Here is a 21408-nt window from a genome sequence, read left to right on the forward strand (position 1 = left end):
GTGACCGCGGGCGTATCGGAAGCTGCTTTCTTTGCTTACTTTCTTTGCAGCAGCAAAGAAAGTGAGTGCCGCCCCGCACAGGGGCAACGCTAATAGACCTCCGCGAACACAGGATTTCATAGAAGAAGCCGAATCTCCAAACATAAGGAACCCGAAATGAACATCACCCAAGGAACATTCTCCTTCCTGCCACCATTAACCGACGAAGAAATATCCGCACAGATCAATTACGCGTTAGAGCAAGGCTGGGCCTGCTCGGTGGAATACACCGACGATCCCCATCCAAGGAATACGTATTGGGAAATGTGGGGCCTCCCCATGTTCGACCTCCACGATGCCGCCGGCGTGCTGATGGAAGTGAACGAATGCCGCAAGACGTATCCGAACCACTACATCAAGGTGAACGCCTTCGACTCGGTCCGCGGATTCGAAACGATGCGCCTCTCGTTCATGGTGAATCGCCCAGCGGAAGAACGAGGCTTCCGACTCGAACGCCAGGACGACAGAAGCCGCATCCAGCGCTATGCGATCCGCACCTACGCAACCGATCGCCCGAGCGGCGAGCGTTATTGATGAGGAACACCGACCATGAACGCCGAAGCCACGCTCGAAGAAGCGCCGCAAGCGAAAGCGATGCACGCCGACCTGATGGCGCTCTATCGCGAATCGCGCATCGGCGAAGTACTGGCGGAACTGGACCGCGATCTCATCGGCCTCGCGCCGGTCAAGACGCGCATCCGCGAGATCGCCGCGCATCTGCTCGTGGAGCGCGCCCGCGAGACACTCGGTATCGCATCGGGTGCGCCCACGCTGCACATGTGCTTCTCGGGCAATCCCGGAACCGGCAAGACCACAGTTGCGCTGCGCATGGCGCAAGTGCTGCATCGCCTGGGCTATATCCGCCGCAATCATCTCGTCTCGGTGACACGCGACGATCTCGTCGGCCAGTACATCGGCCATACCGCGCCCAAAACGCGCGAAGTGCTCAAGCGTGCGATGGGCGGCGTGCTCTTCATCGACGAGGCCTATTACCTGTATCGCCCGGAAAACGAACGCGACTACGGACAGGAAGCCATTGAAATCCTGCTGCAAACGATGGAGAACCAGCGCGACGACCTCGTCGTGATCCTCGCGGGATACGAGTCGCGCATGGAGACGTTCTTTCATAGCAACCCGGGCTTTCGTTCGCGCATCGCGCATCACCTCGTATTTCCGGACTACGCGCCCGGCGAGCTTCTGCAAATCGCCGAGCACATGCTGAGCGACATGCACTACCGCTTCGACGACGCCGCCCGATGCGCCTTCGAAGACTATCTCGCGCATCGCATCAGACAGCCGAACTTCGCCAACGCGCGTTCGGTGCGCAATGCGCTGGATCGCGCGCGACTGCGTCAGGCGAACCGGCTGTTCGCCGCGGCCGAAAGCGGCAACGGTGTCGCCGATGCCAACGCGCTGATGCAACTCGACGCCAGCGATATCCGCGCGAGCCGCGTGTTCACCGATTCATAACTCGAAGGAGAACGCGATGCAGGATGGACGCACGACCTTATCGAAGTTCCTGATCGACACGCTCGACCGCAAGCCCGGACCCGAGGCGGCGAGCGGACTCTCCGCGCTGTTGATCGACGTGGCCGCATCGATCAAGACGATCGCGGCCGCATTGACGCGCGGCGCGTTGAGCGGACAGCACGGCTCGGCACAATCGATCAATACGCATGGCGAGGAACAAAAGAAGCTCGACCTCGTGACCAACGATATCTTCCTGCAGCATTGCGAATGGGACGGTCTGCTCGCGGGCATGGTGTCGGAAGAAATGGACGACGTCTACGCGATTCCCGAGCCGTATCCGCGTGGCGAGTATCTGCTCGCGTTCGATCCGCTCGATGGCTCGTCCAACATCGATATCAACGGCGTAGTCGGATCGATCTTCTCGGTGTTGAGGCGCGCGAGCGACGAAAGCGACGCGCCCAACGATGCAGCGTTTCTGCGTCCGGGCCGCGAGCAGGTTGCGGCAGGCTATGCGATCTACGGCCCGTCGACGATGCTCGTGCTCTCCGTCGGCAATGGCACGCACGGCTTCACGCTCGAACGCGATGTCGGCAACTTCGTGCTCACGCATTCCGATATTCGCATTCCCGAGGATTCGTGCGAGTTCGCGATCAACGCATCGAACGAGCGCTTCTGGGAACCCCCCGTGCGCCGCTACGTGCAGGAATGCAAGGACGGCCGCACCGGATGCCGCGCGCAGGACTTCAACATGCGCTGGATCGCATCGATGGTCGCGGAAGTGCATCGCATCCTCATGCGCGGCGGCGTGTTCATGTATCCGCGCGACTTCAAGACGCCAGCGATGGAAGGCCGCCTGCGTCTCCTGTATGAAGCCAGCCCGATGAGCTTTCTCGTCGAGCAGGCGGGCGGGCTGTCGATCACCGGGCGCGAACGCATTCTCAATGTCGAGCCGAAAGCGCTGCATCAACGCGTGCCCGTGATACTCGGCTCACGCAACGAAGTCGACCGCATTCAGCGCTATCACGGCGAATACGATCGCGGCGAGGACAAGCCGTTCACGTCGCCCTTGTTCAAGGAGCGCTCGCTGTTCCTGCCGGAAACGGAAGCCTGATCCCGCATCTGAAACGGCGCTCATCGATTACATTCAGGGAGACAAGCGCATGTCAGTCAAACATCCGATCGTTGCAGTGACCGGTTCGAGCGGCGCCGGCACCACCACCGTCATGAAGAGCTTCACGCATATCTTCAGGCGCGAAAAAATCAACGCGCAGATCGTCGAAGGCGATGCGTTCCATCGATACGATCGCCTCGGCATGCGCGAAGCGATGAAGCAGAGCGAACGCGACGGTCTCGTCAACTTCAGCCACTTCGGGCCGGAAGCGAATCTGCTGCTTGAACTCGAAACGCTGTTCGATACCTACGGCGAAACCGGCGGCGGCAAGTTTCGCCACTACGTGCACGATGAAGGCGAAGCCGTGCATTACAAGCAGGAAGCGGGCACCTTCACGCCATGGGAAGACGTCACGCCCGGCACGGACATGATGTTCTACGAAGGCCTGCATGGCGCAGCCGTCACCGACAAGGTCGATATCGCGCGTCATGCGGACTTGCTCGTCGGCGTGGTGCCGATCATCAATCTCGAATGGATTCAGAAGCTGCATCGCGATCAGACGATGCGCGGTTACTCGCATGAAGCCGTCGTCGATACGATCCTGCGCCGCATGCCCGATTACGTGAACTACATCTGCCCGCAATTCTCGCGCACGCATGTGAATTTCCAGCGCGTGCCGACCGTGGATACGTCGAACCCGTTCACGTCGCGCGAGATTCCGCAGCCCGACGAGAGCTTCGTCGTGATCCGCTTCGCGAAGCCGAAGGGCATCGACTTTCCGTATCTGTTGACGATGCTGCACGACTCGTTCATGTCGCGGCCGAATGTGATCGTCGTGCCCGGCGGCAAGATGGGTCTCGCGATGCAGCTCATCTTCACGCCGATGATCCTGCAGCTACGCGACCGGCGCGCGCGCGCATGAAAGGTTTCTCATCATCGCATCCAAGGAGGCATCACATGAATGCCGTCGCTGAAGCATTGCCCCGACTTCATCGCTCACCCGACACGCGGCAGATGGCGAACGCGTTGCGCATGCTCGCCGTCGATGCCGTGAGCCAGGCCAAATCCGGTCATCCCGGCATGCCGATGGGCATGGCGGAGATCGCGGTCGCGTTATGGGGAAGTCATCTGAAACATAATCCCGCCGATCCCGACTGGCCCGATCGCGACCGCTTCGTGCTGTCGAACGGGCACGGCTCGATGCTGCTCTATGCGTTGCTGCATCTGAGCGGCTATGACTTGTCCATCGACGAGATCAAGCGCTTCCGGCAGATGGGCAGCAAGACGCCCGGACATCCGGAATTCGGCGTGACGCCCGGCGTCGAAACGACGACCGGACCGCTCGGGCAAGGGCTGACGAACGCAGTCGGCATGGCGCTTGCCGAAGCGTTGCTCGCGCGCGAGTTCAATCGGCCGGGGCATGAGATCGTCGACCATCGCACGTATGTTTTCGCGGGCGACGGCTGTCTGATGGAAGGCGTGTCGCACGAAGCGGCGTCGCTTGCGGGCACGTTGCGGCTGAACAAGCTCACCGTGCTTTACGACGACAACGGCATTTCCATCGATGGCCACGTCGACGGCTGGTTCACCGACGATACGCCGAAGCGCTTCGAATCGTACGGCTGGCATGTCGTGCGCGCGGTGGACGGCCACGATGTCGACGACGTATCGCATGCGTTGCAGCTCGCGCGCGAGTCGGACCGGCCGACGCTGATCTGCTGCAAGACGGTGATCGGCCTCGGCGCGCCGAAGATGGCCGGCACGCACGATGTGCACGGCGCGCCGCTTCCCGCCGACGAAGTGGAAGCGACGCGGCACGCGCTTGGCTGGATGCATCCGCCGTTCGAGATCCCATCGCCGATACGCGCGCTGTGGGACGCGCGCGAGGCGGGCGCGGCGGCACAGGACGACTGGAATCGTCGCTTCGGTGCGTATCGCCGCGTGTTTCCGGGCGAGGCCGCCGAATTCGAGCGGCGCGTGCGCGGCGCGTTTCCCGCGAACTGGCGCGACACGGCGCATACGCTCGTGCGCGATGCGGATCGCGCGCGACAGAGCATCGCGACCCGCAAGGCGTCGCAACTCGCAATCGAAGGACTGGCGCGCGCGTTGCCCGAACTGCTCGGCGGTTCGGCCGACCTGACCGGCTCGAATCTCACGCGCTGGAAGGACGCGGTCGATGTAAGCGCCGCGCCGGAGAAGGGCAACTACATCCACTTCGGCGTGCGCGAGTTCGGCATGAGCGCGGTGCTGAACGGCGTTGCGCTGCATCGCGGGTATCTGCCGTTCGGCGGCACGTTTCTGACGTTCTCCGACTATTCGCGCAATGCGCTGCGCATGGCCGCGCTGATGAAGACGCGAACGGTGTTCGTTTTCACGCACGATTCCATCGGACTCGGCGAGGATGGCCCGACGCATCAGCCGATCGAACACGCCGCGACGCTGCGCATGATTCCGGGCCTCGACGTGTGGCGTCCGTGCGATACGGTCGAGACGATGCAGGCGTGGATCGGCGCGATCGAGCGCGACCGGCCTTCGTGTCTGCTGTTGTCGCGGCAGAATTTGCCGTTCGTGCCGCGCGACGAAGCGCAGATCGACGGCATCGAGCGCGGCGGCTACGTGCTCGCCGACTGGCCTTCGACTTGCGAGCGCGATGCGCGCCGCGTCGTGTTGATCGCGACCGGCTCGGAAGTCGCGCTTGCGCTCGCCGCCGTCGAGCCGCTGAAGAAAGAGGGCATTCTCGCGCGCGTCGTGTCGATGCCTTCGACGACCGTGTTCGATCGCCAGTGCAACGCGTGGCGCGAACGCGTGCTGCCCGAAGGCGTGCCGCGTGTCGCGATCGAAGCGGGCGTCACGGCGTTCTGGCGGCAGTACGTCGGGCTGAATGGCGGCGTGATCGGCATCGATCGCTTCGGTGAATCGGCGCCCGCCAGCGAACTGTTCGCGCACTTCGGCGTGACGACCGATGCGCTCGTCGACGAAGCGCGCCGCGTGGCCGCATGATTTTCGCGTTTTGCATGGAGACATCACGATGGCTTTCATCGCATTGAAGCAGTTGCTGGATCACGCGGCGGAGCACGGTTACGGCGTGCCCGCGTTCAACGTCAACAACATGGAGCAGGTCCACGCGATCATGCAGGCGGCCGAGGCGACGAGAAGCCCGGTCATCCTGCAGGCGTCGGCGGGCGCGCGCAAGTATGCGGGCGAGCCGTATCTGCGGCATCTGGTGTTGGCGGCGGTCGAGGCGCATCCGGATATTCCGGTGGTGCTGCATCAGGATCACGGCGCGAGCCCGTCGGTTTGCCAGCAGGCGATTCGTTCGGGCTTCACCTCCGTGATGATGGACGGCTCGCTCATGCCCGATCAGAAAACGCCCGCGGAATACGACTACAACGTGGACGTGAGTCGGCGCGTCGTCGAGGCGGCGCATTCGGTGGGCGTGTCGGTGGAGGGCGAGCTGGGTTGTCTCGGATCGCTGGAGACGGGGCGCGCCGGCGACGAGGACGGCGTCGGCGCACAAGGCGCGCTGAGTCACGATCGCCTGCTGACCGATCCCGACGAAGCGCGCGCGTTCGTCGAGGCGACGGGCATCGATGCGCTCGCGATCGCCATCGGCACGTCGCACGGCGCTTACAAGTTCAGCCGCCAGCCAACCGGCGATATTCTCGCGATCGATCGCATCGCCGAGATTCACGCGCGCATTCCGGATACGCATCTCGTGATGCACGGTTCGTCGTCAGTGCCGCAGGAATGGCTCGCGATCATCCGCGAGCATGGCGGTGAGATTCCGGCGACGTTCGGCGTGCCCGTCGATGAAATTCGGCGCGGCATCGCGAACGGCGTGCGCAAGGTGAACATCGATACGGATATCCGGCTCGCGATGACCGGCGCGATGCGGCGCGCGATGGCGTCGGCGAAGTCGGAGTTCGATCCGAGGCATGCGCTGAAGGCGGCGACGGCGGCGGCGCGGGATTTATGCGTCGAGCGGTTCGAGGCGTTCGGCTGCGCGGGACACGCGGATCGCATCAGGCCGATGGGACTCGAGGCGATGGCGAAGCGGTATCACTGAGAGGAGCGCCGCTCGGTGAGACGGGCGGCTTCAGGCAGATCCTTCTGCGCTTCTTCGACACTGAAAATATACTCATGTCCTCGGATAGTTAAGGAGAACTTCGATGCTATCCGAGTGCAATCGCCCCACCAATATGCCAAACCGCCAATCGAAACAATTGGGACCTATTTCATGCCTACCGAATCACCGACAGCCATCCCCGCATGTTCCATCTCGGCCCTGCGCAATCGAAGATCGTACGACATGAGCAGCGCCCGCATCTGCGGCGACATGCCGTGATAGTGAACGAGAAAGCTCGACGGCACACGAAAGCCCCACGGCGTGTTGATGTCAACGAGGCTGCATATGTCTTCGCTGCCCAACGATGCCTGCTCCGAGACCGCGCAATTGAAATGCCATTGATCCCCGCCGCCCGATACGAGACTTTGCTTGTCATCGACGTTCTCGACGCTTGCGATGACCCGATCGAGTAGCGCGGCATTCGCAGGCGTGCGGCGAAAGCCCATCACGCCTGAATTGAAAATCCAGGTGCCGACATCGCGCGCAAGAACGAGATCGCGGCTGCTGCAGAAAGACTCGAGCGGCCGGTCGAGATCGTTGACGAGCGTGTCGGCGTCGAGCCAGAAAGCCCATTCGTGATGCGGGAGGTTTTCGCGCAGCAGGAAAGGCTTGACCCAATTGCCGCGCATCGGCAGGCGTTCGGCGATGCAGCGCGGAACCTCGCGATGCACGTACAAGGTATAGCCATGACGTTCGCAATACTCACGCAGGTTCGCTTCTGCGATGCGTCCGTAGATCGCTGCCTCTGGCGTGTAGACGGTCGTGATCGACACGGGCCGTCCGGGATTGCAGGTGCTCATGGCCGTCATCGTGCTTTCATCGGATGCGCCGTCCTCGAACGCACGCGCATGGTTGTTGCGATGTGCATTGAGATGCTCGATGAGCGCTTCCCGCAGCCGGGGATGCACGCATGTTCGCGAGAGATCGGCGTGCTCTTCGGCGATAGCGAGCGCGAATACGCGAAACCGCGGCCATACGGGCATGAGGGGGCCACTGGCGGCGAGCACCGCGTAGATCGGATTCCGCGCGTTACCGCAAACGCGAGGAAACGTGCATGCATCGAAGGCATCGAGCAGGTCGGTTTCGATTGGCGGTATAGGCGATCCGAACCGGCAGCGATTCACGACTTTCAGCAGCTCGGCGCGCACCCGATCCGTGTTGCGCCAGATTTGAACATCGGGTTGAGGCCGCACGTCCTTGATACGGGTGAGCAGCCAGTCGCGTTCGCCGAGCACGAAGTCGAGCGGCACCGGCTCGACGATCGCAGCGTTCTCGCTCAGCAACAAAACGATCTCGCCCTCTTCGGCGCGGTGCATTTCGGAGAGCAGCGACTCGTACTTGAAGAGCCATTGCGCCGGCGCGTTCCGATAGATGTCTGCCGCGTCGATGACGATATGGCGATACCCATGCAAGGCGGCATAGTGTCGATGATTGTCGAGCGCTGCGCGGGAGGGGTGAAGAAAAAGACTGATGACTTGCATGATGGCGGCGCCGCTCCGTTGAAAGGAGAGCTGCGCGAAGGCTTAAAGGCGTGGAGAAATGTTCAACGGCGGATGCGAAGTACAAAAAACTAAGGATTACGCTGTAGTTCATGTTGTTAGCGGAACCGCATTTTAGGCTATTTGCAGTCAACCATTGAATAGTTCGAGCAACCTTTTTGGAGCGATGTCATCATGCCTACCGAATCACCGACTGCCGAACTCGGCGCGATCGCATCCGGTTTCGTGCTCCCCGCGACCGACGGCAGCATGCACACACCGCATTCTCTGAAGGGTGAGAACGGCCTCGTGATTGTCTTCATGTGCAATCACTGTCCCTACGTGAAGGCCGCGATGCCGAACCTGATCCGCGATGCGCGCGCGTTGCATGAAATCGGCGTCAACGTGGCAGGCATCAATTCGAACGATGCGGCCGTCTACACCGACGACGCCTTCGATCGCATGATCGCGGTCGCCGAAGAATGGAACCTGCCGTTTCCGTATCTGCACGACGAAACGCAGGAAATCGCGCGCGCGTATGGCGCGGTCTGCACGCCGGAGTGCTTCGGCTTCGACCGCGAATTGCGCCTGAACTATCGCGGCCGAATCGATGCGTCGCGCAAGCAGGCTTTGCTCGATGCGCGCCGCGATCTCTTCGAAGCGATGCGCGCAGTAGCGATAAACGGCGAAGCGCCCGAAGCGCAATATCCCGCGCTCGGCTGCTCGATCAAATGGAAGCCTTAGCTTGTCTTTTTTGTGCTGCCGGGCGCATGCCACGCCATCAGGTCTTCATCGGGCCGATCGACTTCGCATCCCCAATCGAGTTGCTCATCCTGATCGAAGCGCTTGCCCAGCTGCCACGCGATTTCCGCGCGCGCGAGCTGCACGCCGAGGTAGAACGCGTGCCCGCCATCGTTTTCGATCTTCAGCGCGGGATAGAGCGCGAACGGATCGACGGCGACGTGATGCCCGTCGCGGTTATAGACATGTATGCCGTCCGCCGATACTTGCACGCGAAAATTCGGATCGCGCACGGCGGCGGCGAATGCGGCGATCTCTTCGGCATCGTACGGAAACGGCCGCTTTGCGTGCAGCGCGGACAGATCGGCGGATATGCCTTTGGGCAGCGTCTGCGTTTCGCGCGCGGCGTGCATCACGCGACGCGCGACATCGGCTTCGCGAACGGCGCGGCGCGCGTGCAGGCTGACCGACGTCGTCAGCACGGCGGCGATGCGCAATTCCGCCGCCATGCCGAACAACACTGCGTTGATGCCGCTCGTGTCGGCCTCGGTCAGCTCGGTCACATTGCCGACGCCCATCATGATCGGCACTTCGGGATGACGCTCGCGCAACGACACGTAACGCGCGATGGACGCCGCGAGCCCGAACGGAATCGGATCGAGAATCGGATCGGCGAGAAAGGCGCGGCCGCGCCTCGTCATCGCATCGATTGCGGCATCGAGCGATGCGACGTCCGCGGGCTCGCGCGGCACGAGTATCGGCGTCGACGCAATTTCATCAGTTATCCATAGCGTATCGACGTTGAGGCTCATCACATAGTCCGCGCCCGCGCGCCCGCCGCGCACGAGTTCCTCTTCACGCATCGAATCGACGCTCACGCGATAGCCTTGCTCTTTAAGCATCGCGACCGCGTCCTCGAGATGAGCAAACGGCGTTTCCGGCAGACAGCCGATATCGATTACATCCGCGCCTTGCCGCTTGTATTCGCGCGCGCGCGCCGCGATGCCGTCGAGATCGAGACGCGGCGCATCGACGATCTCCGCGAATATCTCCGTCTCGTAGCGCGACAGATCGACATGCCGCGCCTCGCGTCCGAAGAATTGCGGCAAGTCCTTCACCTCTTCGGGACCGCGCTCGACCTTCACGCCGTAATGCGCGGTGAGGGCGTCGAGATCGCCGCGGCATCGGCCGGGCACGATCATGCGAGTCGTGCCTTCGCCCAAGGGCGTCGCGACGCGCCGGCGGATCATGTCGGCGGTCATCAGGCCCGCGACCTGAAGGCCGATCTCGCGCACTTCCCATGTGAACGGCGATCCTGCGGCCACAGGCGCGATGCTTTCGAGGACTTGCCGAAGGCTCGGCTCCGCGAGCCGTCCCGTCAGGAAGACGATGTGTTCCATGCGAGCTTCAGGTCCGCCAGGCGTTGATCGAGCGCGGCTTTGAGATCGTCGAGCGAGCGGGCCACGGTGGTATGCGCGAAGCGCGCGAGCCGCTCGACGTTCTCGAACTCGATCGCGCGCGGCCTCACTTCGACCCATTCGTGCGGGGCCTGCGTGATGACGGAGGGCGCGGTATCGCATGCGAACACGATGCCCGGCACGCATTGCTTGCCGGCTTGCGCATAGAGATTGGTGGGCAGGGTGTCGGAGATGCCGAACGCGCATTTGGCGACGGTGTTGCTCGTCGCGGGCGCGATCACGACCGTGTGATATTCGCCGCTATAGATCATGCCGACGGGCACGCTGCTCGCGCTGTTGTCGCGCAACACCTTGAAGTGCTCGCGCAGTTTCGCGACAGTCCAGCCGTAGAGCGGCAGCACTTCCTCGCCGGCAGACGAGAGAAACAGATCGACGCCCGGAAGCTGCCGTGCGAGCGCGATCGATTCTTCGAGCATATGGCCCGAGCCCGTCACGCACCACGCAAAGCGCGCGTCGGGCTTGAACTCGTCGAGCCGGCGGGCGGGCGTGGGTTGCGTCATGCGTCGGATGCGCCCGGCGTATCGTGCGACAGCCGGATATGCAGACGATGCATCTTCCGATACAGCGTATTGCGGCTGATGCCGAGCACCTTCGCGACATTGCTCACGTTCCAGCGATGCTCGTCGAGCAACTGAAGCACGGTCTCGCGCTCCTTGACCTGGATCGCGTTGAGCGACGACGTATCGGCATCGTCGGCGAGATGCGGCGCTGCGGTTATCGGCGTGCGTGCGGCGGTTTGCGTGACCGGCGCGACGCCGTTCGCGATCTCTGGCGGCAGATGCGCGCAGCGAATCTCGGGGCCGTCGCAGAGTGCGATCGCCATCTGCAGCACATGCCGCAACTGGCGGATATTGCCCGGCCACGGATAGTTCAAGAGCGCCTGCTTCGCTTCGGCGGAAAGCGCGGGCGGCTCTTCGGCTTCGGTCTCGAGAATATGGCCGATGAGCGCGAGCGCATCGGCGCGTTCGCGCAGCGGCGGCAGATTGATCTCGATACCGTTCAGCCGGTAATACAGGTCCTCGCGGAACATGCCCGTTTGCACGAGCTCGACGAGATTGCGGTGGCTCGCGCTGATGAGCTGAAAGTCCACCTTCACCGTCGTTTCCGCGCCGAGCGGCGTGACCTCGTGTTCTTCGAGCACGCGCAGAAGACGCGCTTGCAACGCGAGCGGCATGTCGCCGATTTCATCGAGGAAAAGGGTGCCGCCGTTCGCCTGCACGATCTTGCCGCGACGGCCTTCACGCTGCGCGCCGGTGAACGCACCCGCGCGATATCCGAACAGTTCGCTTTCGATCAGATTCTCCGGCAGCGATGCGCAATTCACCGCGACGAACGCACCAGTTCCGTTAGGGCTGATGCTGTGCAGCGCATTGGCGAAGACTTCCTTGCCGGTGCCTGTCTGGCCGCGCAGGATGATCGGGATCTTCCGCTGGATCACGCGCGCCGCGAGTTGAATCTGCGAGGCCATGCGCGGATCGCCGAACTCCAGATGCGCGAGCTTGTCGAGGCGGCCCGCCGATGCCGGCTCGCGCGCGTCCTTCTTCGACGCTTTGGCGCGCGCGCCGGGCGCGGACAGATCGCGCGATGCCGGATCGTTCATCAGGATGCGCGTTGCGCCCTTCGCGCCTTCGCGCGACGTCTGCGCAGTGAGGAAGAAGCGGCTGTTCGCCTTCGCGCTGTAGACCGTCACCGGATGGAACGAGCCGCGAATGCTGCGCGCGATCATGTCTTCGAGCGACGCATTGAACGCTTCCTCGATGCGCTTGCCGCACAGCTCGGCGGGCGAGCGCAGATCGAGCTGGAAGAGGGCGCTGCGGCTTGCGGCGAGCACGACGCCATCGTCGCTGACGGCGAGCTTGCCCGCATGCAGAGTGCCGACGAACTCGGGCCGGCTATGAAAGTGGATCATGTTCGCGTGCCGGTAGCGCGCATCGATCAGACGATTTTCGATCATCTGCCGCGACATGCCGACGAGCACGAGCGAATGCTGCTGCAACAGCTTCGAGCGGCTCGTGACATCGAGCACGCCGACGACGGTGCCGCGTTCATCGAAGATCGGCGCGGCGGAGCACGTGAGCGATGTATAGCGTGGATAGAAATGCTCGTGCTGACAAACGGCGATGCAGTCGCGCTCGATGAGGCACGTGCCCATGCCGTTGGTACCGGCTTCGCGCTCGCTCCACATCGCGCCGACGCGCAGGCCGTCGGCGGCGACGGCTTCGCCGAACGGCACCGACGACACCTGATGAACGATGACGCCATCGGCATCGACGAGCACGACGGCGAGTTCAGGATCGGCGAGTTGCTGATAGAGCGTCGTCATTTCGAGCTTCGAGCACGCGATGAGATCGCTCGCGGCTTCGCGACGCTCGTTGAGTTCGTGCTGCGCGAGCACGGGCGGCATGACGAAGCGGCCTGGATCGAGCCTGAATTCCGTGAGGCATCGCAGCCACGATTGCGCGACCGAATCGCTGGCGCGGCGCGCGGCCAGCGGATTATTGACGATGTTCAGCACTTCCCGGACATGCGTGTCTACGTCAGCAAGTGACGACATGGGGGCAAGTCTCCGTTGCGCCGCATTCCGGTGCGCGTTTCGCGCGGCCGTTCGACGCCGAATCTGTTGTGTTTTACGCTGGCGCTGCGGCCAATCGTGCCTGAAGGCGCGCCTCGTGGCCGGATGATCGGGAGATTTCAGGTGCTGTCTGCGGACCCGAACGACCGGTTCTCAAAAACTGTACATCCTTAGGCGCGTAGGTTCAATAAGTAGTCGCATAGAGTGATGCGAACGCGCCCGCTTTTTGCTTGCCATTCGCGGATGGATTCGGCGATTGGCGCCGGGTCTCTTTTCTATAAAGGGCCGCATTCGCGCGGTGATGAACATATGGGCCGATTCGAACCGATCCGCGAAGCTGCGTATGTTGCGCCGCAACCTGATGCGTCCCTATCGCATGCTGCAATGGACATCGTTTATATCGAGGGACTGACGGGGCAGACGGTTATCGGCATCGACAAGAGCGAGCTGCATGATCCGCAGCCGGTGCGGATGAGCCTCGCGATCGGAGTGCCGTCGTTGCGCGCCTGCGTGACGGATCGGATCGAGGACACGGTCAACTATGCGGCAGTGCGGGAGGCGGTTCACGGGCTGCTTGCGTCGCATGGATTGCAGTTGCTGGAGGCGCTGGCGGAGCGCATCGCGCAGATGCTTATCGCGGATTTCGGTGCGCATTGGGTAAGGGTTACGCTGGCCAAGCCAGCCAAGTTCGATGATGTCGATGCTGTAGGTGTTGTGATTGAGCGACGACGTAGCGTCGATGTGCGGGGCGGCGGTTCTGTTAGCCTTGCTTGGATCGGGCGGGGGTATGTGCCGGGGTGATGGGTTTTTGGTTTTTTTCGCTTTTGGTTTTTGGCTTTGGTTTTCGCCGGATCCCGGTTTCGCGTCGGTCTGTTAGCGTTGCCCCTGTGCCGCCCCGCACAGGGGCAGTGCTAATAGACCGACACGATCACGGGATCCGGCGAAATCAAGAGCGCGAGAGAAAACCGCAAGCAAAAAGAACTTCACTTGGCAGCAGCCTTCTGCTGAATCCCACAAGCCTTATAAGCATCCCTCTGCAATTCCCGATACTTTTTGGTTTGAGCCTTCGCGCGATCCACGCGAAACTCTGCCCCACCTTCCCCACCCAACGTAGCGTACTTAGAAAACGTAGATTGCTCGACGTAATCGTCATAAGTAAGCACCTTGGCGATCTTGTCGATCGCACACGAGCACTTGTACACGTTGGCGAAATCGTGCCCGTTATCGTCCATGCATCCGAGCACGTATTCCACGCGCCCTTCGGTCGGATAATCGTGCGTCTTCGCCGGCGGCGCCCCGCCACCCGCGCCTGTCGCGGCGAACGAAAGCGGCGAGATCAGCGAGAGGCAAATAAGCACCGACAACGCGCAGCAACGTGGGGTCATGCGAAGAGCCTCGTGGTTATGAAACGAACAACGCCAAAACAGCCGGCACGCAAAAGACCCACACGCACCGGCCCCAAACAACAAATCAGCTCGGCGAGAACGGATGCGACATCGTTCCCTTCTTCGATACTACATCTTGGGCCGATGGCTCGCCCGCCACCGCGCGCGCAATCGCTTCCTTCGTCGCCTGATAGTTGAAGTCGTGAATCTTCTGGTCGTTGTCCGCTTCCCAGTGAATGAACACGCCGACGCAAATGAACAGGTCGTCGGCTTCGTCGGCGGGAATGACGCCGCCTTCCACGCTGTCGGCGACAGCCATCGCCACCGCGCGCTGCGCCGGGCCGAACATCTGCACGGCCTGCTTCGCGCCCTTGATCGTCACCTTGTTGAAGAGAATCGTGTTCGGCTTGGTCAGCAGATTCGGCGCAACCACGGCGAGCAGCGACGTGAAGCCGTCCTTGTTGTTCGTGAGCGCGTTGCAGAACGCGGTCTCGGCAGCGGAACCTCGCGGTCCGATGATCAAGTCGATGTGTGCCACCTCGTTGCCATCGCCGACGAGCGACTCTCCTACCAGGACGCGGTTGATCTTGGCCATGCTGTTCCTCCAGTGATGTGTGGTTCTAGGGACTAGCGACTTGCTCTCGACTCGCGACGGGCACCTCTTTAGCCGCGCAAGGCTCGCGGTCCCACCGGATTGCCGATGCGACCGCTCAACCGCGAACTTCCTAACATGTTCCGTGCCAATTTCCGGTCCGCGCGGGCAGACTTCATGCATTCGCCGATGACGTCGTCAACGCGACGAAAAGCGCCGCCACCGCGAGGTCCGCGCTCGTGCCGGGATTGATGCCGCGCGCCTTCAGTTCGGCATCCCATCGATCGAGCGCGGGCGACTCCGCGGGACAACCCGCCGCGTGCCAGTTCGCGCGATGCATCGCCGCATCGCGCGTGACACTTTGCGCCATCGCCGCGCCCTGCTTGCGCACAATGTGCGAATCGGGCCAGCCGGAAAGAAACGTCAGGAACGCTTCCAGCATCGCGCGATGCTCCGTCGCCGACGACACGGCGCCCACCGCATCGAGGCCCGCGCCGAAGATATCGGCGAAACCGTTCTCATACTGACGCGCAATGCTGTCGCGATCCGCCGCGAGCGACATCGCCGCGCGCAAGGTCACGGTCGGCGGCGCATGCACGGGCTGCTCGGGCGCGTCGCCGAGGCCGCCCGGATTCGCCAGCGCGATCGCGCGATACGCGAGGCGCGCATCGTCGACGTCCAGTTCCGCGAGCACGCGCTCGGTCGCCGCGCGCCAGCGCGACGCATCGATCGGAGCGTCGCCATCGAAACGTTCGAGCGCGGCGCACAAAGGCGCGGCGAGCAGCACGATGCCCAGATTCGTGTTGCAGCCGACCGCGTCGAAAGTCCGCCGCACGGCGTCGAGAATGCGCGCGCCCACGCGTGCGCGCGGCGTGAAAAGCCCCGCCGCCGCCGTGCCCGCGCTCGCGATGAATTGCGCCGATGTCATGTTGTGCCCCGCGCTCGCGACGCTCACGTTGCCGGGCTTCCTGGTCTCGACATCGAGCCGGCACGCGCGCAGAAACGCGGTGCGCGCGGCGTCAGACGCGCTCATCGCCGCTGGCGAGCGCAAGCGGGCCTTTCGATGCGGCCAGCTTGCGATCGAGAAAATCGTCGACGAGCAGCGCCGCGATATCGCGCGGCGTCACCGATTGCAAACCGCGCCACGCCGCGACGCCGTTCACTTCGAGCACGACCGGCCGTCCGCCTTCCGCCGGAATCAGATCGACGCCCGCGTAGTCGAGACCGAGCGCCTGTGTCGCGCGCACGGAGATGTCTGCGAGCGCGGGCGTGATTTCGGCAGGCTCGCATTTCGCGCCGCGCGCGAAGTTGTGGATCCAGTCTTCGCCGCCGACGCGCTTCATCGCCGCGACCGCCTTGCCGCCGATCACGAGCACGCGCCAGTCGAAGCCAGGCGCACCCGCATCGACATAACGCTGCAGATACGCGACCTGACTGAAGGGTTCCAGCGACGGCAGCGTCACGCCGGGCTTCTTCAGCCCTTTGCCCTGCGAACCGAAAAGCGGCTTCATCACGACTTGCCGGCCCGCCGCCGCCTCGCGCATCAGCACGCGCTGCGCATGCGACGGCGATTCGCTTGCCCACGTCGCGGGCGTCGGCACGCCGTATCGGTTGAGCAGAAAGCTCGTCATCGACTTGTCGACGCTGCGCTCGATCGCGCGCGCATCGTTATAGACGGGCACGCCGCTCTCGCGCAGCGCATGCAGGATGCCGAGCCGCAACGTCACCTGCTCGAACGTGCCGCCCGCGATGCCGCGCACGAACACCGCGTCGGGCAGCGTGTGGCCGAAGCCGGGAATCGCGAGACCGTGCGGTTTCCATGTCGTGTCGATGCGGCAATCCGCGAGATCGACGCAACGCGCTTCGACATCGCGCGCGCGGAATGCTTTCTTCAGGCGGCCGGTGTGCCAGCCTGTCTCATCGGTCATGATGGCGACGCGCAAGCTCATGACGCGCTCCATTGCGCGTCGAGCAAAGGCTTGTCGACCTTGCCGCCGTGATACGTCGCGCCGCTTTCGAGACTCGACACCCACGCTTCGGCGGGCGCGAAGAGCGCCGGATCGATCTGATAGAAGTCGTAGTTGAACGACGTGAAGATCTCCGCGAACGGACGCCCGTAATCGCGCGCATTCGACGACGGCAATTCGGCGGCGAGCCGCTTCGCGACCGCATCGCTTTTGACCGTCAGATGCACGCGGCCGCCGTAGAGAATCGCGTCGTTGGTGCGGCCCATCGCCTGGATGCCGTCGGGCGCGGGCGGCGGAAGCGGCGCGCTGCCGCTGCCTTCGACAATCTCCGCGAGATCGACGCCCAGCACATGCGTCTTGTGCAGCGCGACTTCCACGACACGCGCGACGACCTGCACCGTGCCCGCAACAGACTGTGTCGGCGTCACGGCGATGACGAGCTTGTCCGGCGCGAGGCCGCAATCGTTGAGCACTTTGTCGATGACAACTTGCGGCGGCAGCCGGTCCACTTCCATCACGAGCGCACCGCGATCGTGACGGTCGCGATAGCCCAGTTCGTCGAAGAGCGGTTCCTTGCACGCGAGCGCGCGCGCCGGCCCCGAGCCGAGCGAGAAAAATTTCTTGCCGCCCGTTTGCTCCTTGGTCGCGGAAAGGCTCCAACCCGCGTACTGACTCGCGAGGCACGCGAGCACCGGGTTGCTCGTATGCACTTCGATGAAGCTCGGCCAAAGCGGTGCGTCATCGAACGCGCTGCGCCGCGCGACCCGCCCGAGCCCGCCCATGCAGATGCGCGCGATCAGGATGCCCGCGTCGGCGCTGCCTTTGGCGTCCACGCCCGCATCGACGATGACCGTGCCGCCATCGGTGCGCGTGACGTCGACGTGAAGACGCGCGGCATCGTCGATGAGACGCGCGACGAGCCGCTCGCTCGATGCGTTGACGCTCACCGCCGAATCCGCCTGGAAAGTTGAAGTCATGGTCTCGATAAGAGTTCGATGCGTTGCAAAAGGCGCGCATGCTCGCGATCCAGCGCGTCGCGCAGATCGGAGAACGCGGGCGCGGACGCGGTCATCGTGCAGACCGGCTGGCCCGCTTCGATGCGCGCGCCGACGAGCGGCACGTCGTGACACGCGGGATCGTCGAAACATGCGTCGCTGAACGCGGGCGACGCCGTGAAGCCTTCGTGCGCGAACACGACGCGCTGCCCCGCATGGAGCGGCGGGGTGCGAGCGGCGGTATCCGGCGCGTGCGGCAGCTCGCCGTGCAGACACGCATCCAGATGCGCGCCGATCAAACCGCGCGGCCAGGCGTCGGGCCAGGCGGCTTCATAGAGCGCCATCGTCGATGACGGGCGCGTGTTGATTTCGAGCACGCTGAACGTGTCGCCGTCGAGCAGAAAGTCGATGCTGTTCAGCCCCGTCAGATCCGTTTGCCAGACGATTCGATCAATCGCTTCGACGATGCGCGCCGCGATGCGCGCGGACAATCGCACCGGCCCGAGCGAGCCCGCGTGCACGAAGGGCAGACGTCCCGCCGCGACCGTCAGTTGCTCCGCGAAGCCGATGACCGCCGCCTCGCGATGCGCGGCGACGAAAAGCGCGGACATCGAACGGCCCGGCGCGAGCCGCTGAAAATACGCGCCGGCGGGCGCGCGCCCGACATCATCGGCCCATTCGATATGCGTGCCGCCGCAGCCGTCCGAACGTTTGACGAGCCAGCCGCTGCGATCGGCGGGCGGCGTGTAGCGCACTTCCGGATGCGCGATGTGCGCTTCGTCGAGCAGCGCGAAGAAGCGGCGCGGATCGCGCACCGCCGCCGCCTGCGCGCCGTTGCCGATGAAGCGCGGCATGTGCGGCGCGCGGCTCAGTTCGCCCGCGAGCGGCTCCAGTCCGCTCGTCACGATGAGACCGAGCATGCGCGGCAGGCGCGCGGCGTGTTCGAGCGCATCGAAGAGACGCGCGCGATCGATCGACAGACCCTTGCCGCCAATATCGAACCACATGCCCGCGTGCTCGCGCGTGTCGCGATCGCCGAAGATATCGAGCGCGACGACGTTCAGTCCCGCGCGCGCCGCCGATTGCGCCAGAAGCCGCGCCGACAAACCCGCGACGGCGATGCGCGGTGCGCGGGATAGCTCGCCTGCGATCATGAGCTTTGTCCCGCGACGATCGCGCGGGCTTCGTCGAATGCTTCGGGAAAGCCGAGATAAACGGGCTTGCCGCCGGTGCGCATGCGCAAAAACAGCCGATGCTCTGCCTGATATTTGACGTTGCCGATCGCGAGCGCGCCGATGCCGACCGCGTCCGCGCGCGCGGCGCCCGCGAGCGGCTTGCCGTCGTCCATCACGTTGACGCCGGCGATGCCTTCGGGCGGCACGGCGTTCACATCGGCGGCGATCAGCAGGTTTTTTGCGTGGGCGAGATCGGCGGATGTCATCACCTGTACGCCCGCGACCGCCGTCGCGAACACGACTTCGGCGCGCGCGAGTTCGCGATGCAACTGATCGGGCGAGCCGGTCGCGACGCCCGAAGTCGCGATATCGAAGCGGCGATTGATTTCGTCGCTCACTTGCGTCGCGCGCGACTGGCTCGAATGGCTCGCGACGACGACATCCGCGCCGAGCGATGCGGCCATCGCCGCGGCCACGCGTCCGACCGCGCCGGTGCCGCCGAGAATGAGCACGCGCTTGCCGCCGAGATCGACGGAATGCGCGGCGCGCAGATGCTTTTCCGCGAGCGCGACGAGCGCGGCGGCGGTCGTGTACGCGCCGCTCGGATCGGCGAAGACGGAGACTTCGAACGGCGGGACCATCGCGTTGCGGGCTTTTTCGAGCATGTCGGCGGCGAGCATCACGTCGCGTCCGCCGATGAAGATGCCCGTGCGCGACACGCCTTTTGGCCCGCGCGAGAAGATCGCGTCCTGCGTGAGCTGCACAACGATGTCTTCATCGACATTGCAGTAGGGCACGAGGATCTGATAGCCCGCGTCGGCGGCCATGTTCACATCGAACGGACTCATTTGCGGCGTGCTGGTGAACATGTGCAGGACGTAGGGTCTTTCGGTGGCTTCGGGCATGGCGATGGACTCGTTGGGCGTGGTGGATGGTTCGATGTGCGTTCCGTGCTCAGGCCGCGTCCGCGCCGTGATGACGATGACCCGCCGCACGCCACGTCGCGCCGCGATTGCGTCCGGCGGCGATCGTGAACGCGAGCGGTGCGCCTTGCGAGACGCGCTGCGCGGCGGCGAGCGCGCGTTCGGCGTCCTGCGCGCTCGCGACGAACGCGAAGCCGACAGGGCCCCACGATGTCTGTCCGATGCCCGCTTTCTGCTCCGCGGCGACGGCTTCGAGCGCGCGCGCGACGGCGGGGCTCGCGAACACGCCGCCTTGAACGGGCGCGAAGTATTCGCCGATGGTGTGTTGCAGGTCGCAGATGGCGTCGGCGTAGGTGTCGAAATCGTGTTCCGCGACGGCGGGCAGGACGCGCATCAGCACGAGATGCGAAAGGTGCGCGGCGAGCGATGCGGGGAAGGGTGCGAGCGATGCGAGGCCGCGTTTCTCTTCGTCGCCGTGGAGGCCTTCGCGCGAGGTGTCGTCGATGAGCAGGACGCGCCATGCGTCCGGGAATGGCTGGCGGGCGATGAGCGGCGGCAGTTTCGTCGTGGAGGTGTGGCGGGTATTGCGCGCGTCGCGGCCGCCGTCGACGATCAGGCCGCCGTGATCGAAGCCATGTATGCCGATGCCGGAGCGCGCGCCTCGCGCGAGGATTGTGGCGATATCGGCGGTGGTGGCTTCGTGGCCTCGTACGCGGGCGTAGGCGGTTCCCAGGGCCAAGGCCAGCTGCGTGCCGGAGCCTAAGCCCGTGTGGGGGCGCGGGGTTTCGTGTACCTCGATGTCGATCGTTGGGCCTTTGCCCAGTGCTGCTTCCAGTTGCTCGACGTGGTGTTCGATGCGTTCGCGTTGTGCTTCGGTGGTTGCGCCTTCGATGTGCGCATCGCGTCTGGATGCTGGTGCTTGCCTCGCCGTTATGCGCGTGCCGTGCGCGTCGATCGCAAGACCCACGCTGCCGAAGACGCGGCCCAGCGAGCCATTCGGATCGATGAAGCCAAGATGCAGGCGCGCAGGCGATTCGACTGTGATCGCCGTGGGCGGCGAGATGCGTGCTGGTTGAGTCGGCATCGGGATGGGCTTCCTTTTTCTTGGCGGGATTTTTTTGGGGCTTTGGGGTTAGGCAAATCCTGTACCAGTTTTTTTGTTTCGCCGGATTCCGTGGTCTGTCGGTCTATTAGCGTTGGCCCCTGTGCGGGGCGGCACTCGCTTTCCTTGCTGTAGTCGCCGGATCCCGGTTTCGCGTCGGTCTATTAGCGTTGCCCCTGTGCGGGGCGGCACCTACTTTCTTTGCTGCTGCAAAGAAAGTAGGCAAAGAAAGCAGCTTTTCAGGCCCGCGGTCA

The 21408-nt window shown here is 63.8% G+C and carries 20 protein-coding genes; 8 read left to right on the top strand and 12 right to left on the bottom strand.

All coding sequences use genetic code 11. The annotated features are described in order from the left end of the window. The first annotated feature begins 156 nt into the window (after nucleotides 1-156). Genes QCE49_RS25940 through fba form a run of 6 tightly spaced genes read left to right on the top strand, consistent with a single transcriptional unit; the run spans nucleotide 157 to nucleotide 6686 of the window. Nucleotides 157-573: a ribulose bisphosphate carboxylase small subunit gene (locus tag QCE49_RS25940; RefSeq protein WP_008354337.1), complete on the top strand. Its 417-nt coding sequence runs from the start codon at nucleotides 157-159 to the stop codon at nucleotides 571-573. A gap of 15 nt (nucleotides 574-588) precedes the next feature. Continuing rightward, nucleotides 589-1509, top strand: a complete 921-nt coding sequence (cbbX, locus tag QCE49_RS25945; protein ID WP_008354338.1) for a CbbX protein — start codon at nucleotides 589-591, stop codon at nucleotides 1507-1509. A 16-nt stretch (nucleotides 1510-1525) separates the two neighbouring features. Then, a complete protein-coding gene (locus QCE49_RS25950) occupies nucleotides 1526-2620 on the top strand; it encodes a class 1 fructose-bisphosphatase (RefSeq protein WP_309806580.1) in 1095 nt (364 codons plus the stop codon). Between the two features lie 49 nt (nucleotides 2621-2669). After that, nucleotides 2670-3542 (top strand): phosphoribulokinase, encoded by an 873-nt coding sequence (locus QCE49_RS25955; protein ID WP_175982833.1) that lies wholly within the window; start codon nucleotides 2670-2672, stop codon nucleotides 3540-3542. A 35-nt stretch (nucleotides 3543-3577) separates the two neighbouring features. Next, a complete protein-coding gene (tkt, locus tag QCE49_RS25960; RefSeq protein WP_250460596.1) occupies nucleotides 3578-5620 on the top strand; it encodes a transketolase in 2043 nt (680 codons plus the stop codon). A gap of 28 nt (nucleotides 5621-5648) precedes the next feature. Beyond that, nucleotides 5649-6686, top strand: a complete 1038-nt coding sequence (fba, locus tag QCE49_RS25965; RefSeq protein WP_250460598.1) for a class II fructose-bisphosphate aldolase — start codon at nucleotides 5649-5651, stop codon at nucleotides 6684-6686. Between the two features lie 164 nt (nucleotides 6687-6850). On the opposite strand, the gene QCE49_RS25970 is transcribed toward fba, so the two are convergent. After that, nucleotides 6851-8227, bottom strand: coding sequence for a hypothetical protein (locus tag QCE49_RS25970; RefSeq protein WP_250460600.1), 1377 nt, complete (start codon nucleotides 8225-8227; stop codon nucleotides 6851-6853). A gap of 192 nt (nucleotides 8228-8419) precedes the next feature. On the opposite strand from QCE49_RS25970, the gene QCE49_RS25975 reads away from it, so the two are divergent. Next, complete coding sequence (locus QCE49_RS25975) at nucleotides 8420-8968, top strand: thioredoxin family protein (protein ID WP_250460602.1); 549 nt, start codon at nucleotides 8420-8422, stop codon at nucleotides 8966-8968. Here QCE49_RS25975 and QCE49_RS25980 read toward each other — a convergent pair. Genes QCE49_RS25980 through QCE49_RS25990 form a run of 3 tightly spaced genes read right to left on the bottom strand, consistent with a single transcriptional unit; the run spans nucleotide 8965 to nucleotide 12997 of the window. Further along, the gene (locus QCE49_RS25980; protein ID WP_250460604.1) at nucleotides 8965-10365 is read right to left on the bottom strand and encodes a DUF6513 domain-containing protein; all 1401 of its coding nucleotides are present in this window, start codon (nucleotides 10363-10365) and stop codon (nucleotides 8965-8967) included. The genes QCE49_RS25975 and QCE49_RS25980 overlap by 4 nt on opposite strands. Continuing rightward, nucleotides 10344-10943, bottom strand: a complete 600-nt coding sequence (locus QCE49_RS25985) for a flavoprotein (RefSeq protein ID WP_250460606.1) — start codon at nucleotides 10941-10943, stop codon at nucleotides 10344-10346. The genes QCE49_RS25980 and QCE49_RS25985 overlap by 22 nt, the downstream gene beginning before the upstream one ends. Then, the gene (locus tag QCE49_RS25990; protein WP_250436148.1) at nucleotides 10940-12997 is read right to left on the bottom strand and encodes a sigma-54-dependent Fis family transcriptional regulator; all 2058 of its coding nucleotides are present in this window, start codon (nucleotides 12995-12997) and stop codon (nucleotides 10940-10942) included. Before QCE49_RS25990 ends, QCE49_RS25985 begins: the two co-directional genes overlap by 4 nt. A 327-nt stretch (nucleotides 12998-13324) precedes the next feature. Between QCE49_RS25990 and QCE49_RS25995 the strand changes: the two genes are divergently transcribed. Beyond that, entirely contained in the window at nucleotides 13325-13816 is a 492-nt protein-coding gene (locus QCE49_RS25995; protein WP_075583615.1) for a dihydroneopterin aldolase, read from the top strand. Nucleotides 13817-13998: 182 nt separating this feature from the next. Here the strand turns inward: QCE49_RS25995 and QCE49_RS26000 are convergent, their stop codons facing one another. The 8 genes from QCE49_RS26000 to QCE49_RS26035 all read right to left on the bottom strand — a co-directional run bounded on the left by QCE49_RS26000 (nucleotide 13999) and on the right by QCE49_RS26035 (nucleotide 21136). Continuing rightward, nucleotides 13999-14400 carry a hypothetical protein gene (locus QCE49_RS26000; RefSeq protein ID WP_250460608.1) on the bottom strand — a complete coding sequence of 134 codons (402 nt, stop codon included), beginning with the start codon at nucleotides 14398-14400 and terminating at the stop codon, nucleotides 13999-14001. Nucleotides 14401-14485: 85 nt separating this feature from the next. After that, nucleotides 14486-14995, bottom strand: coding sequence for a formaldehyde-activating enzyme (fae, locus tag QCE49_RS26005; protein ID WP_008354351.1), 510 nt, complete (start codon nucleotides 14993-14995; stop codon nucleotides 14486-14488). Nucleotides 14996-15167: 172 nt separating this feature from the next. Continuing rightward, nucleotides 15168-16025, bottom strand: a complete 858-nt coding sequence (locus QCE49_RS26010; protein ID WP_175982838.1) for a triphosphoribosyl-dephospho-CoA synthase — start codon at nucleotides 16023-16025, stop codon at nucleotides 15168-15170. Beyond that, entirely contained in the window at nucleotides 16012-16941 is a 930-nt protein-coding gene (locus QCE49_RS26015; RefSeq protein ID WP_175982839.1) for a RimK family alpha-L-glutamate ligase, read from the bottom strand. Before QCE49_RS26015 ends, QCE49_RS26010 begins: the two co-directional genes overlap by 14 nt. Next, nucleotides 16938-17936, bottom strand: a complete 999-nt coding sequence (gene mch / locus QCE49_RS26020) for a methenyltetrahydromethanopterin cyclohydrolase (protein ID WP_008354354.1) — start codon at nucleotides 17934-17936, stop codon at nucleotides 16938-16940. Before mch ends, QCE49_RS26015 begins: the two co-directional genes overlap by 4 nt. Then, on the bottom strand, nucleotides 17933-19108 hold the full coding sequence (locus QCE49_RS26025) for an ATP-grasp domain-containing protein (RefSeq protein WP_008354355.1): 1176 nt from the start codon (nucleotides 19106-19108) through the stop codon (nucleotides 17933-17935). Before QCE49_RS26025 ends, mch begins: the two co-directional genes overlap by 4 nt. After that, nucleotides 19105-20034 carry an NAD(P)-dependent methylenetetrahydromethanopterin dehydrogenase gene (locus QCE49_RS26030; RefSeq protein WP_008354357.1) on the bottom strand — a complete coding sequence of 310 codons (930 nt, stop codon included), beginning with the start codon at nucleotides 20032-20034 and terminating at the stop codon, nucleotides 19105-19107. Before QCE49_RS26030 ends, QCE49_RS26025 begins: the two co-directional genes overlap by 4 nt. Before the next feature lie 49 nt (nucleotides 20035-20083). After that, nucleotides 20084-21136 (bottom strand): beta-ribofuranosylaminobenzene 5'-phosphate synthase family protein, encoded by a 1053-nt coding sequence (locus QCE49_RS26035; protein ID WP_250460610.1) that lies wholly within the window; start codon nucleotides 21134-21136, stop codon nucleotides 20084-20086. Between the last annotated feature and the right edge of the window lie 272 nt (nucleotides 21137-21408).

Origin of the sequence: Caballeronia sp. LZ008 (genome assembly GCF_031451435.1) — a bacterium.
Lineage (GTDB): Bacteria > Pseudomonadota > Gammaproteobacteria > Burkholderiales > Burkholderiaceae > Caballeronia > Caballeronia zhejiangensis.